The sequence below is a fragment of the Marinobacter sp. F4206 genome, assembly GCF_019392195.1.
Taxonomy (GTDB): domain Bacteria; phylum Pseudomonadota; class Gammaproteobacteria; order Pseudomonadales; family Oleiphilaceae; genus Marinobacter.
Genome location: NZ_JAHXKI010000002.1, coordinates 2,060,702 through 2,073,383 on the forward strand (window position 1 = coordinate 2,060,702; position 12,682 = coordinate 2,073,383).

The window sequence follows — 12,682 nt, forward strand, 5'->3', positions numbered from 1 at the left end:
CTTTTTTGTCGCAAATCGGTGATTTTTGTCACTGGCTGCCGGTCGCCTTGGTGACCCAGGCTGTTGTCTGCATATGCTCGGTGCCGCCCCCGCTGCGAACACCCCGCACCGGTGCCGCATCGCGATAATCGAGGCCGACAGCGAGCTTGATATGACTTTCGGCCACATTCAGCGTATTGACCACATCAAAGGTATGCCAGTTGCTGCCGATCCAGGCTTCGGCCCAGGCGTGGGTGGCCACGTGATCGTCGTTGGCGGAGTGGATGTAACCACTGACGTAGCGCGCCGGTACGCCGATGTGGCGGCAGCAGGCCAGGAAAATATGGGTATGGTCCTGACACACCCCGGCGCCCAGCTTGAAGGCCTCGCTGGCGGAATGGGTGACAGTGGTGGCACCCGGCATAAAGGTGATGTGATCGCGCAGGTGCTTCATCAGGCGCACCAGGCTGCGCTTGTTCGCCGAGTACTGGTTGGCGAAATCCTTCAGTGCCTCATCGGCCTCGGTCAGCGGGGTATGGCGCAGGAATACCTGGGGCGGAAAAGGCGAGTCGTCCCGGGTCAGTGGTTTGCCGGTAAGATCCACCACGCCTTCGGCCCTCAGGACAATTTCCGGGACCGCGTCGTGCAGCGTCATGATGGTCACCGGGTTGCCAAAGCCGTCCACCATCTGACTGGTCTCGCCGGGGGTGTGCAGGTGCCAGTCGTGAATCCGCTGCTGTGGCGTGTTCCTGGGCGTCAGTCGGATGTACTGGATGCTGTTCTGAACCGGGGTTTCGTAGGTATACCGGGTTTCATGCTGAATCGTGAGTCTCATTGTTTCCACCCCATGAAGTCGTTCCGGATCTGCCCGGCGATGCCCTGAATGCGTTCCAGGAAATCCACGAGATACTCGTGCAGACCGCGCTCGGCGATGTACTCGCGATCACCGTAGCGGATGTTGGCGTACAGGCTGGAGGCCAGCCGGCGGGACCGTCGTGCGGTGTCGCTTTCGATGTCCTCCAGCAGGCATGCAATTTCTTTCAGGCAACCGTGCAGCGAGCGTGGCACGTCCGGCTCGAGGATCAGCAGTTCGGCGACGTTCATCGGATCCAGGTTGTGGCCGTAGGTGTTCTGATACGCCTCGAAGGCTGCCAGTGAATGCAGCACGGCGGTCCACTCGAAGAAAGACTGGGTGGAGTTTTCCTCCATGGCTTTCATGGCCATGACATAGCGGATGTCCAGCACCCTGGCGGTGGTGTCCGCCCGCTCCAGGAAGGTGCCCAGCCGGAGGAAATTGAAGGCATCGTTGCGGAGCAGGGTGCCGTAGGCGGCGCCCCGGAACATGTGGGATCGCTCCCGAACCCAGTCAAAGACCTTGCTTGCGTTCGACTCGGTTACCCCCCGCCGTCGCAGATCCTTCATCTCCAGCCAGGCCTGGTTGATGCTTTCCCAGACATCGGCCGAAAGGTTGCCGCGAACCGACAGGGCATTGTCCCGGGCATTGCCGATCATGGTGTACACACTGGCCGGATGGCGATCGTCCAGGACCAGGAAGTCGATCAGGTTTTGCGGTGTGATCTCGCTGTAGTACTCGAAGAACATTTCCCGGGTCCCGGACAGCAGCAGGGGCACCGAAAGTTGTTCGACCCGGTCTTCCGGTACATCAATCAGGGCCATGGTCAGGCTGACGTCAAGCAGTCGGGCCTGGCTTTCGGCCCGCTCCAGATAGCGGGCCATCCAGAACAGGTTAGAGGCAGCACGGCTCAGCATAAGTCATCCTCCAGAACCCAGGTGTCTTTGGTGCCACCGCCCTGGGACGAGTTCACCACCAGGGAGCCTTTCTTCAGGGCAACCCGGGTGAGGCCCCCGGGCACCATCTGGATTTTCTTTCCGGACAGCACGAAAGGGCGAAGATCCAGGTGCCGGGGTGCGACACCCTCGTCGACAAAGGTCGGGCAGGTGGACAGGCTCAGGGTGGGCTGAGCGATGTAGTCTTGTGGGCGGGTTTTCAGCAGGCTGCGGAACGTGGCGAGCTCCTGTTTGCTGGCCTTCGGACCGATCAGCATGCCATAGCCGCCGGCACCCTGAGCTTCCTTTACGACCAGGTCCGGGAGATTGTCCAGCACGTACTGGAGGTCCTTCTTCTTCCGGCATTGCCAGGTCGGTACGTTCTTCAGGATGGGTTCTTCGTTCAGGTAGAAACGGATCATGTCGGGCACGTAGGGGTAGATGGACTTGTCATCCGCCACGCCGGTGCCCATGGCGTTGGTCAGCACGACATTGCCAGTCCGGTAGGCGGAGTACAGGCCAGGAACGCCGAGCATGGAATCCGGATTGCCGGCCAACGGATCCAGGAAGTCGTCGTCGACGCGGCGATAGATGACATCGACCTGTTGCGGGCCGACGGTGGTTTTCATGTAGACCTTGTTCTGGTGCACGAACAGGTCCGCCCCTTCCACCAGCTCAATGCCCATCTGCCGGGCCAGGAAGGCGTGCTCGAAGTAGGCGCTGTTGAACCGACCCGGAGTGAGTACTACAACGGTGGGATCTGGCTTGAGGGAGGCCGCGCGCAGGGTTTCACCCAGCAGGTTGGGGTAGTGCTCGACCGGCGCAACCGATGAATGCGCGAACAGTTCCGGGAACAATCGCATCATCATTCGGCGATTCTCGAGCATGTAGGACACCCCACTGGGGCATCGCAGGTTGTCCTCCAGCACGTAGAAATCGCCGTCGTTGTTGCGAATCAGGTCGATCCCGGCAATGTGCGAGTACAGGTTGCGCGGCAGCTTCAGGGCCTGCATCCCGGGTTGGTACTGGGGGTTGGCAAACACCTGTTCGGCGCTGATGACGCCTGCCTTGACGATATCGTATTCGTGGTAGATGTCGAACAGGAACCGATTGAGGGCATGCACCCGCTGGCGCAGGCCAGTCTGAAGCTTGTGCCAGTCACTGGCGGAGATGACCCGTGGAATGAGGTCGAACGGGATCAGCCGGTCGGCGCCCTGATCTTCGCCGTAGACGTTGAAGGTGATCCCCAGGCGCTGGAACAGCACATCGGCTTCCCGTCGCTTTTCGGTGATCAGGGTTTCGTCGGAATTGATCAACCACTGCTCGAGCATTCGGCAGTGGGGCCTTACCTTGTTGTTCTGATCGAACAGTTCGTCAAACAGGCCTTGCTCGGGTGTCTGAATCAGCATGGGTGCGCTCATCTCCTTCAACGGCGCCGGTGGCGTTGGCGCCTGGTAAGGTAAAAGGCAGCAAAAGGTGGGCCAGTCGTTGTGGTTATTCTTAAGTGCCTGTTTTAAGGAAAGGAGAGGGGGGCGGTTCTGTCAATTCGGGCGATCAAACGCAAGCAGGCGACCGGATGGTCGCCTGCTGCGAAACGCTTCACAAACGGGTCGGGTTATTCGACCGCAGTGGCACCAATGCGGTGGATGCTGACGTCAGCGCCGTTGAACTCTTCTTCCTCGGTCAGGCGCAGGCCGGAGATCGCGTTGATCACGCCGTACACCACCAGGCCGCCAATGAACGCGATGGCAACGCCGGCCACGGATCCGATGATCTGGGACATCAGGCTGACGCCGCCCAGACCACCCAGGCTTTCCTGGCCGAAAATGCCACAGGCGATGGCGCCCCAGACCCCACAGACACCGTGCAGGGGCCAGACACCCAGAACGTCATCCAACCGCTCGATTTTGTCCTGAGCCCATTCGAACAGGTAAACGAAGATGGCGCCGGCAACGCCGCCGGTGATCAGCGCACCAACCGGGTGCATCAGGTCGGAACCTGCACAGACAGCTACCAGGCCGGCCAGTGGCCCGTTGTGGATGAAGCCCGGGTCCTTCCGGCCCAGGAACATGGACACCAGAATGCCGCCGACCATGGCCATCAGGCTGTTGACGGCCACCAGACCGCTGATGCCATCAAGGGTTTGCGCAGACATGACGTTGAAGCCGAACCAGCCCACGGTGAGGATCCAGGCGCCCAGCGCCAGGAAGGGGATATTGGACGGGGCAAACGCCACCACCCGACCGTTGCGGTAGCGACCGTTACGGGCGCCCAGCAGCAGGACCGCGGCCAGGGCAATCCAGCCACCCACGGCGTGCACTACAACGGAACCGGCGAAGTCGTGGAACGATGCACCAAACTGGTTCTCCAGCCAGCCCTGGAAGCCGTAGTTGCCGTTCCAGATCAGGCCCTCGAAGAAGGGGTAGACGAAGGCGACGATCAGCCCCGAAGCGACCAGCATGGGGTAGAACTTGGCCCGTTCGGCGATACCGCCCGAGACGATGGCCGGAATGGCGGCGGCGAAGGTCATCAGGAAGAAAAACTTGACCAGTTCATAGCCATTACCGGCGGTCAGCTCGGCGGCGCCGGTCATGAAGTGGCTGCCGTAGGCAACGTAATAACCGATGAAAAAGTACATGACGGCGGAGACGCCGAAATCGGTCATGATCTTGACCAGGGCGTTGACCTGGTTCTTGTGCCGCACGGTGCCCACTTCAAGAAAGGCAAAGCCGGCGTGCATGGCCAGTACCATGATGGCACCGATGAGAATAAACAGCGTGTTGGCGCTTTCGGTCAGGGTATGTACTGCACTCGTGATGTCCACGGGTTTTCGCTCCTGATTGTGTGTTGTCAGCCTCTGTCGGGCCTTGTATGCATTGACGAGGTGCATTTAAGCAAGAGGTGTTCCAAAACAATGCAAAATCAGTTGCGATAATCGGTTGGGGAGGCTTTGAGCGCGTCACCGCCCTCGCTTAGCGACTAAATAGCACCAATACAGTGCAAAAACGAATAATATGCACCGTATTGGCCGGTTTCGACCGGATTACCAGGTGATGCCGTCGCTGGCGGCTGGCGCGGGCGTGTTGTTGCGGGGCGATCCGGTGGCTGACTCGAAATCAATCACCGAGTCCGAACTGACGGATTCCGATTCAATCAGCTCCCTCAGTTCGATTTCCTGCTCCTGGAGAGGACCGGAGAGATCAATGATGATCTCTACGCGGCGGTTCCTGGCGCGGTTGTCCGTCGACGAGTTCGGAACCCGGGGTTCGGTGTCGGCCAGCCCCTTGACGGCCAGCCGGGTCGGGTCAACCTCTTCGGTCGCCAGCAGCGCATTCGCCACCGCGGCAGCCCTTGCCGCAGACAGATCCCAGTTGCTGTAGAAGCGGGAGGTGCGGATGGGCACGTTGTCGGTGTGGCCCTCCACGGTCAGTTCCCCCGGAATGTCGGCGAGTACGTCTGCCATCTCCAGCAGGAGTCCTTCGAACTCCCAGGTCAGGTCCGCCGAACCGGACGGGAAGGAACCTTTCTCCTCCACCCGGATAACAATTCGACGCTGGTCCTGATCGACGTTGATGCGGCCATCACGGATCGCCGTGTCGAGTACCGACATGATCCGGTCGGTGCTCTCATCCAGCTCTTCCTGCATGGCGGCCTCAATGGCCTGCTCCATGGGGCTGGTCAGGGTCTGCAGTTCCGGTTGTTCATCGGTGGTGGTCTGCCGGACCTCGTTGACCACCGTGGGTTCCGGCGGCGCCGGCGAGAACTTGTCGAAAATCGGGCTGGTGCCCTGGGGGATTTCCAGGGCTGGCACGTCACGCTGGACGCCAAAGGCCTTGGATAGTTCGCCCGCGATCTGCTTGAACTTCTGGGCGTCGATTTCGGAAAACGACAGCAGCAGCACGAAAAAACACATCAGCAGCGACATCAGGTCGGCAAATGTCACGACCCAGGCGGGAATACCCGGCTTTTCCTCTTCCGGTAACTCGTCCATGGCCTACCCGTTCGCGGTTTCCGGTTCGCCGACCTTGCTGCGTTCTTTCGGCGGCAGGTAACTGGACAGCAGTTGTTCGATCACCCGGGGGTTGGTGCCCTCCTGAATGGCGACCAGGGCGTCAATGTACAGGGACTGCATGCGCGCTTCCTCAGTCATTCTCAGGGACAGCTTGTCGGCGATCGGTGAGGCGACCATGGTGGCGAGCATGGCGCCATACAGGGTAGTGAGCAGAGCGACGGCCATGGCCGGGCCGATGGATTTCGGGTCTTCCATGTTGGAAAGCATCTGCACCAGGCCAATGAGCGTGCCGATCATACCCATGGCGGGGCCGACATCCGCCAGCGCGGTAAAGACCTTGGCGCCGGAGCGGTTGTGTTCCAGGGTCATCAGTCGCTCCTTGTTGAGCAACTGTTTGATGGTGTCGCCGTTCTGGCCATCCACCAGCATCTGGATGCCCTGGGCCAGGAAGGGAGAACCCACTTCCCGGTCTTCCAGGCCCAGTACCCCTTCCTTGCGAGCGACCTGTGCCACGTCCACGAGTTCATCAATGGCCGAGCGGGTTTCCGGCAGTTTGAATTTGAAGGCCCGGGCAGCGGCACTGAAGGCGCCCAGGAACTGGGCGAAACTGAACTTGGCCAGTACCACGAGGAAGCTGCCACCCAGAACGATCAACAGCGAAGGGCCGTTGACGAAGACGTCGGGAGAGACGCCAAGAATAACAGCGGAAGCAATCAGTACGATGGCGCCAACGAGGCCAATGAGGGTGGCGAAATCCACGTTTTCTCCAGCGGCAATTACGGGATGGGTGATCGGAGCGAGAGACTACCGTCGGATTGTTTTTTAATCAATTTGATTGTGTAAACTTGGGATCGGTTTCCTGCTGTTCTTTCCACGCCGCATAGCGGTGCAGGTCCGATTCGACCAGTTTCAGGCACAGGGCCACCACGCCCGCGTCATCAAGAAAGCCAAAGCCGAAGATCAGGTCTGGAATCACATCCAGTGGGTTGAGCACGTACAGCAGGGCGCCGGCAACCGCGGCAATGGTCTTCCAGGGTACGCTGCGGTAGTTGCCGTACCAGTAGTCCCGGATCATCGAAAACATCAGTTTGATGTCGGCACTGAAACGCTCGAGCCGGCCACTGCCCTTTACCTTTTCCTCAATCACGCGCTGGCGTTCAAGAACCGTCTCCAGATCGGCACGGTTCACCTTCTCGGATTCGGCATTCAGTTGTTCTTCGGCGTTTTTCTGGCTGAAAAGGGCCATGAACTCTTGTCCTTTGCGCGGGCGATGTGGTCTGGGCGTATGATCGCCCAAGCCCGGGGCTATTTCCAGTGAGTCAGGCACGCCCCGGGGTCGAGTACCGATCTCTCAGGTGCGGCGGAATCTGTGCCAGCTGTTTCTCAACGAACGCGGCCATGGCCTCGTTGATGGGGGCTGTGTCGAGGCCGGGTTCGACAATACCGAGCAGGTGAGCCACTGCTTCGGCGGTTGACAGGTGGTGTTCTCCCGGTGCTTTGCGGACGATGTACCGGGATGGTGGCGGGTTGGCGAAGTGAAACCGTGGCAGTCCGCCGATACCCGGGTTCAGGTGCAGGAGTTTTGCGGCCTTGCGCCAGGTGCCATCCAGCACGATCCAGTGCTCGATGCCGTGCAGGTCGGCCTGCTCCAGAGCCTCGCTACCCGGGCCGGGAAACAGGAGGGCGGTCCCTGGGCGCCATGCGCCGGGGCTGAATCCGGCCTGGCGAAACTGGTTGGGAGTTTCTCCGACGAAAACATGGAGCCGGTCGAGACACCGTTCGAGGATGGGCAGCGTGCCCTTGCTTCGGTCGACCTCCGAGGGATGTTGTAACACGGTTACCGGGGTCCGGTTCGGTACCACGGCGCAGTCGTCACAGACACAGATGTTGCGGTGACGATGGCAGCGACGGCAAAGGGGTCTGGGCCCGGCTTCATTTACCACCAGGCTTTGCCCCACATCTCCGGATTGGCCCAGTTATCCGGGTTGTTCCAGGCCCGTTTGTGGTTGTAGGTGTCGAGGTTGTACGTGTACAGCGTAAAGCTGCCGCCGTCACCCTGCAGTTCGGCATGGCGCCGGAAACCCAGGCCAATGAAATCGGTAAACGCCCAGTCCGGGGTCTCGCCAACCAGCACGGCAATCTGGTGCGTGCCGTAATTGCGCAGCTGGCCGAGGAGCAGGGCGCCCTCATCGTGCGGCAGGTGCTCCAGCGTATCCGAAATCAGAGCCAGATCCTGCACCGTGTCCAGCGGTAACGAAGCATTCGGGTCGGTGGTGTCGAGACTCCGGATGCGGGCCTCGCCCCTATGCTGCTGCCAGATCTGTGCCACGTCGTGAGCGACCGTTCCGCAACACAGGAGTGTTTCCGGTTGGGTCGAGTCGATGATGCGCGCGAGTATTTCCCGGGGTGTCGTCATGAAATGGGCCAGTCTGCTGCGTCCACTGTGTGTAATCCCACGGGCTGGTCGGCGTGGCCACCCCACCGGTCGACAAAGGTGCCCAGGGGGTCGTACTGTTTCGCCTGTTTGTCCAGGTTGAACTGTCTCAGTCCGCGGGGATCGGCGCCCACGCCAGCCAGGTATTGCCAGTTGCCGTAGTTGCTCGCTACATCATAGTCGATCAGCTGCTGCTCGAACCATGCCGCGCCATAGCGCCAGTCCAGTTCCAGTTCGTTGACGAAGCAGCTCGCCACCAGTTGCCGGGCCCGGTTGCTCATATAGCCCGTTTCCCGCAACTGGTTCATGGCGGCATTGACCAGGGGGTATTCGGTATTGCCCTGGCACCAGGCCATGAACCGGTGGCCATAAAACGTGACCGGCCGGCGCTTGCGCTGAACGCCGTCGCGACGGAACAGGTTGGCGCCGTGTTTCAGGGCATACCAGTAGAAATATTCCCGCCAGAGCAGTTCGAACCAGAGCCAGTAGGTGGATTCGTTCCGGGTGTCGCTCTTTTCATAGTCGGCGACGGTTTCCGCCACCTCCCGGACCGACAGCGAGCCATTGGCAAGCCATGGAGAGAACTTGGAGGACGCGTCCCAGGTATCGAGGGCATTGCGGGTCTCCTTGTAGTCGTCAATGGCATGCCGGACGAACAGGAATTGCCGCAGCTGCTCCAGTCCCGCTTCTTCGCCCCCGGTGAAGGACAGCGGGTGTTGTGGCTCGGCGATGGGCGGGCACTCACCCCGGTTATCATCGGGGAACCCGGGAGCGGGCGGCAGGGCTGTCAGGGTCCGTATACGCAAGCGTTCCGAGCAGCGCTCTCCCGTTTTCTCAACCTGTTTTCGGAACTGTGAAAAGGTATCGGGAAGGTCCGCCAGAGCCATGGGCAGGGAACCCTCGGTGAACAGGCTCAGGGTCTCGAATTGCTGGAACAGGGTGTCGGGCAACCGGTCCTTGATCGTCTGCCACTGGCCCGCTTCCTGGGTGCCCGGCTGGCGCGAACGAACCACCCGGGCTATGCGGTGGGCTCTTACCAGTTCCGGAACCACGTCCTCGGGTTGGCCGAAGGCGATGTGCAGGCGTTGGCCCAGGGGTCTCAGGTTGCGCTCCAGCGCCATCAGGCTCTGCCAGAGAAAACGCCAGCGATGATCGCCCATAGCCTGGCTCTGCAGTGGCCCGGGGGCGAACCAGCGCGGATCCACGAGGTAGACGCACAGCAGCATGTCGGATTTTGAGGCCGCGAGCAGAGCGGCGTTGTCGTGCAACCGGAGATCCCGGGTAAACCAGTAGAGAGTGTGCAAGGTCCTGCCTTCCTTTCCTGTCCAGTCGGCGAATACTGAAAGTACGTCTCCTACTCTACATAAGATTATTTCAGTCGGGCACGATAAAAGCCTTCTGGCCAATCAACCCGGCACCTGCTTGAATGGTGTGATAACCCGTGTCGTTCCCGGTCCTGGTTTCTGTCAGAGGAGTTTTCAGGTGATCAAATCCCGCGCTGCGGTGGCCTTTGAGGCCAACAAACCGCTAGAAATCGTTGAAGTCGACGTCGCCCCGCCGCAGGCGGGTGAAGTCCTCGTGCGCATCGTTGCGACGGGCGTCTGCCATACCGACGCCTACACGCTCTCAGGTGCCGATCCAGAGGGCCTGTTTCCGACCATCCTCGGGCATGAGGGCGGTGGAATTGTCGAGGCCGTGGGCGAGGGTGTCACCAGCCTAAACGTGGGGGACCACGTGATCCCGCTGTACACCGCCGAGTGCGGCAAGTGTAAATTCTGCACCTCCGGCAAGACCAATCTGTGTGGTGCGGTACGGGCAACCCAGGGTAAGGGCGTCATGCCGGATGGCACCTCCCGCTTCTCCTACAAGGGTGAGCCGCTGTATCACTACATGGGGTGCTCGACTTTTTCTGAATACACGGTCCTGCCGGAAGTGTCCCTTGCCAAGATCCCCAAGGAGGCTCCGCTGGACAAGGTCTGTCTGCTGGGCTGCGGCGTCACCACCGGCATCGGCGCCGTGCTCAACACCGCGAAGGTGGAGGAAGGGGCAACCGTAGCCATCTTCGGGCTCGGTGGTATTGGCCTGGCCGCCATTATCGGTGCCACCATGGCCAAGGCTGGCCGGATCATTGCCATCGACATTAACCCGGGCAAGTTCGATATCGCCAGACAGCTGGGTGCCACGGACGTGGTGAACCCGAAAGACTACGATAAGCCGATTCAGGAGGTCATCGTGGAGATGACCGACGGCGGTGTGGACTATTCCTTCGAGTGCGTCGGCAATGTCCAGCTCATGCGTTCGGCACTTGAGTGCTGTCACAAGGGCTGGGGTGAATCCATCATCATCGGCGTCGCCGGTGCCGGTGAGGAAATCAGCACCCGCCCGTTCCAGCTGGTGACCGGTCGGGTCTGGAAAGGCTCGGCGTTTGGTGGCGTGAAAGGCCGTACCGAGCTGCCGGGGTACGTGGAGAAAGCCGAGAAGGGCGAGATTCCGCTGGACGTGTTCATCACCCATGAAATGCCGCTGGAAGACATCAACAAGGCCTTTGACCTGATGCACGAAGGCAAGAGCATCCGCTCGGTCATTCATTTCTGACCGGACCCTGGCCGGGGTGGCAAACGTTCCGCCCCGGCCGCGCTTACCGGTCCGTCAGCTTGAGTTCGATGCGCCGGTTTTTCTGGAGCGCTTCCGGCGATGTGCCAGAGGCCACCGGGAAAAACTCCCCGAAGCCGGCAGCGACCATCCGGTCCTCCGGCACGCCCTGATCGGCCAGGTAGCGGACCACAGCCACAGCGCGGGCGGTGGACAGCTCCCAGTTGGATGGAAACTGGGGGGTGTTGATGGGAATCAGGTCGGTGTGACCGTCAATTCGAAGAATCCAGTCGATGTCGTCCGGAATGGAGCCCACCACATCGAGTAGCACCTGGGCAAGCTTGTCGAGTTCCCGCTTACCGTCCTGGCCGAGCTCCGCCGAACCCGAGGCAAACAGCAGTTCAGAGGGCAGCAGGAAGCGATCGCCCACAATACGAATGTTTTCATTGTCGGCCAGAATGTCCCGCAGCCTGGAGAAGAACTCCGACTGATACTGTTCGAGCTGGTTGACGCGTTCGGCCAGCAACGTATTCAGGCGGCGACTGACCTCCTCCAGCTCACCCTCTTTTTCCGCCGTTTCCTGCTCCTGAAGCTTCAGGGCGGCGGTGATCTGCTGAAGTTGGGCCTGCAGTGACGCGATCTGGTTCGACAGCCGCATGATCATGGCCTGCTGGCTGGCCGACAGTTCGTCCTTCTCCGAGACCTCGTCACTCAGGTTTGCCAGTCGCTCGGACTGGGCCTCGGCCGTGGCGGTCTGCTGCATCAACTGGTTACGGGTCATGTCCAGACGTTGCTGCAAGTCTTCGCTGCGTTCCTGGCTCGCGCTGATCTGTTGCTCCAGGGCTTCGGACCTGCTCCGTTCAAGGCCCAGCAGTTGGGAGATTTCGTTCAGGCGCTGGTTCAGCCGGGCCAGTTCGGTGTTGCGGTCGGACAGGGTCTGGGACAGGTACAGCTGACTGACCACATAGATCAGCAGCATGAAGATGACCAGCATCAGCAGGGCCGACAAAGCGTCCACGTAGCCCGGCCACACATTGGTGGTGCTGCGGGCCCGGCGCTTGGATCCGATCATGATTGCAGGTCGTCTTCGTCAGCGATGTCCACCAGGTTGGTGACACCGGTGAGCCACTCCTCCAGACCGTCATAGAACCGGTTCTGGGCGTGGCCGGCCTGAATGTCCAGAAAACCCAGAATCAGGGAGCCGCCCAGACCCAGCAGGGACGAGCTGAAGGCCGTACCCATGCCTTGCAGTGGCGTCAGCAAGCCGGACTGGAGGTCGGCGAAGACCGTGCCGAAATCGCCCTGGCCCATGTCGAGGTTGGCGATGACATCCCCCACCGCGTTAATCGTGCCGAGCAGGCCCCAGAAGGTCCCCAGCAGGCCGAGAAAGACCAGAAGACTGATGAAATAGCGGGTGATTTCCCGCTGTTCGTCCATTCGAGAGTGAATGCCGTCGAGCACCGTGCGCAGGGACAGGGTAGAGAGCTTGAACCGGTCACGTTTGGACTCCTCGCCGAGTTGGCGGGCCAGGGGCTTGAGCAGTCGCGGCTCCTGCAGCACCGACAGCCCGGAGTGCCCGGTCCGGAACTGGGAGATCCAGCGCAGCTCCGGGAACAGTATGAAGACCTGCCGATAGGTCAGCCCGATACCGACGATCAGCACCCCGACTATTAACAGGTTGAAGACCCAGTTCGCCATGAACGCGGTCGCCAGGGGTTTGTGAATCAATGCGCCGACGACCACAACAACGGCCAGAAAAAGCGTCATCCAGAAAAGAGTGTGCTTGGGGTTGCTCATCGAAGTGGCTAGCCTTTTGAGATGTTCCTGAAAACCGTAGCACAGAATATGAGATGCTGTGGCTGACATTGCCGGGTATT

At 60.6% G+C, this 12,682-nt stretch carries 13 protein-coding genes; 1 reads left to right on the forward strand and 12 read right to left on the reverse strand.

Annotated features, from left to right (window positions below):
• Positions 1-28 precede the first annotated feature (28 nt).
• From KZO34_RS11745 to KZO34_RS11790, 10 genes are all read right to left on the reverse strand, one after another.
• Complete coding sequence (locus KZO34_RS11745; RefSeq protein ID WP_219476608.1) at positions 29-814, reverse strand: transglutaminase family protein; 786 nt, start codon at positions 812-814, stop codon at positions 29-31.
• Positions 811-1,749 (reverse strand): alpha-E domain-containing protein, encoded by a 939-nt coding sequence (locus KZO34_RS11750; RefSeq protein ID WP_219476610.1) that lies wholly within the window; start codon positions 1,747-1,749, stop codon positions 811-813. The genes KZO34_RS11745 and KZO34_RS11750 overlap by 4 nt, the downstream gene beginning before the upstream one ends.
• Positions 1,743-3,176 carry a circularly permuted type 2 ATP-grasp protein gene (locus KZO34_RS11755; protein WP_219476613.1) on the reverse strand — a complete coding sequence of 478 codons (1,434 nt, stop codon included), beginning with the start codon at positions 3,174-3,176 and terminating at the stop codon, positions 1,743-1,745. Before KZO34_RS11755 ends, KZO34_RS11750 begins: the two co-directional genes overlap by 7 nt.
• Positions 3,177-3,382: 206 nt before the next feature.
• Positions 3,383-4,591 carry an ammonium transporter gene (locus KZO34_RS11760; protein WP_219476615.1) on the reverse strand — a complete coding sequence of 403 codons (1,209 nt, stop codon included), beginning with the start codon at positions 4,589-4,591 and terminating at the stop codon, positions 3,383-3,385.
• Positions 4,592-4,810: 219 nt separating this feature from the next.
• Positions 4,811-5,758: a flagellar motor protein MotB gene (locus KZO34_RS11765; RefSeq protein ID WP_219476618.1), complete on the reverse strand. Its 948-nt coding sequence runs from the start codon at positions 5,756-5,758 to the stop codon at positions 4,811-4,813.
• 3 nt (positions 5,759-5,761) lie between these two features.
• Entirely contained in the window at positions 5,762-6,538 is a 777-nt protein-coding gene (pomA, locus tag KZO34_RS11770) for a flagellar motor protein PomA (RefSeq protein ID WP_219476619.1), read from the reverse strand.
• 67 nt (positions 6,539-6,605) lie between these two features.
• Positions 6,606-7,025: a YkvA family protein gene (locus KZO34_RS11775; protein ID WP_219476621.1), complete on the reverse strand. Its 420-nt coding sequence runs from the start codon at positions 7,023-7,025 to the stop codon at positions 6,606-6,608.
• A gap of 73 nt (positions 7,026-7,098) precedes the next feature.
• Positions 7,099-7,737: a tRNA-uridine aminocarboxypropyltransferase gene (locus KZO34_RS11780; protein WP_308318810.1), complete on the reverse strand. Its 639-nt coding sequence runs from the start codon at positions 7,735-7,737 to the stop codon at positions 7,099-7,101.
• Positions 7,716-8,195, reverse strand: a complete 480-nt coding sequence (locus KZO34_RS11785) for a DUF6231 family protein (protein ID WP_219476627.1) — start codon at positions 8,193-8,195, stop codon at positions 7,716-7,718. The genes KZO34_RS11780 and KZO34_RS11785 overlap by 22 nt, the downstream gene beginning before the upstream one ends.
• Positions 8,192-9,517: a DASH family cryptochrome gene (locus KZO34_RS11790; RefSeq protein WP_219476629.1), complete on the reverse strand. Its 1,326-nt coding sequence runs from the start codon at positions 9,515-9,517 to the stop codon at positions 8,192-8,194. The genes KZO34_RS11785 and KZO34_RS11790 overlap by 4 nt, the downstream gene beginning before the upstream one ends.
• Before the next feature lie 178 nt (positions 9,518-9,695).
• On the opposite strand from KZO34_RS11790, the gene KZO34_RS11795 reads away from it, so the two are divergent.
• Positions 9,696-10,808, forward strand: coding sequence for an S-(hydroxymethyl)glutathione dehydrogenase/class III alcohol dehydrogenase (locus tag KZO34_RS11795; protein WP_219476631.1), 1,113 nt, complete (start codon positions 9,696-9,698; stop codon positions 10,806-10,808).
• 43 nt (positions 10,809-10,851) lie between these two features.
• Here the strand turns inward: KZO34_RS11795 and KZO34_RS11800 are convergent, their stop codons facing one another.
• Together KZO34_RS11800 and KZO34_RS11805 are read right to left on the reverse strand one after the other, a co-directional pair.
• A complete protein-coding gene (locus KZO34_RS11800) occupies positions 10,852-11,877 on the reverse strand; it encodes a peptidoglycan -binding protein (RefSeq protein ID WP_219476633.1) in 1,026 nt (341 codons plus the stop codon).
• Positions 11,874-12,602: a MotA/TolQ/ExbB proton channel family protein gene (locus tag KZO34_RS11805; RefSeq protein WP_219476635.1), complete on the reverse strand. Its 729-nt coding sequence runs from the start codon at positions 12,600-12,602 to the stop codon at positions 11,874-11,876. The genes KZO34_RS11800 and KZO34_RS11805 overlap by 4 nt, the downstream gene beginning before the upstream one ends.
• Positions 12,603-12,682 lie beyond the last annotated feature (80 nt).

Coding starts and splice junctions, on each gene's coding strand:
- KZO34_RS11765 (WP_219476618.1), bottom strand. CDS start 5,758: ATGGACGAGTTACCGGAAGAGGAAAAGCCGGGTATTCCCGCCTGGGTC.
- KZO34_RS11755 (WP_219476613.1), bottom strand. CDS start 3,176: ATGCTGATTCAGACACCCGAGCAAGGCCTGTTTGACGAACTGTTCGAT.
- KZO34_RS11785 (WP_219476627.1), bottom strand. CDS start 8,195: ATGACGACACCCCGGGAAATACTCGCGCGCATCATCGACTCGACCCAA.
- KZO34_RS11750 (WP_219476610.1), bottom strand. CDS start 1,749: ATGCTGAGCCGTGCTGCCTCTAACCTGTTCTGGATGGCCCGCTATCTG.
- KZO34_RS11800 (WP_219476633.1), bottom strand. CDS start 11,877: ATGATCGGATCCAAGCGCCGGGCCCGCAGCACCACCAATGTGTGGCCG.
- KZO34_RS11745 (WP_219476608.1), bottom strand. CDS start 814: ATGAGACTCACGATTCAGCATGAAACCCGGTATACCTACGAAACCCCG.
- KZO34_RS11805 (WP_219476635.1), bottom strand. CDS start 12,602: ATGAGCAACCCCAAGCACACTCTTTTCTGGATGACGCTTTTTCTGGCC.
- KZO34_RS11775 (WP_219476621.1), bottom strand. CDS start 7,025: ATGGCCCTTTTCAGCCAGAAAAACGCCGAAGAACAACTGAATGCCGAA.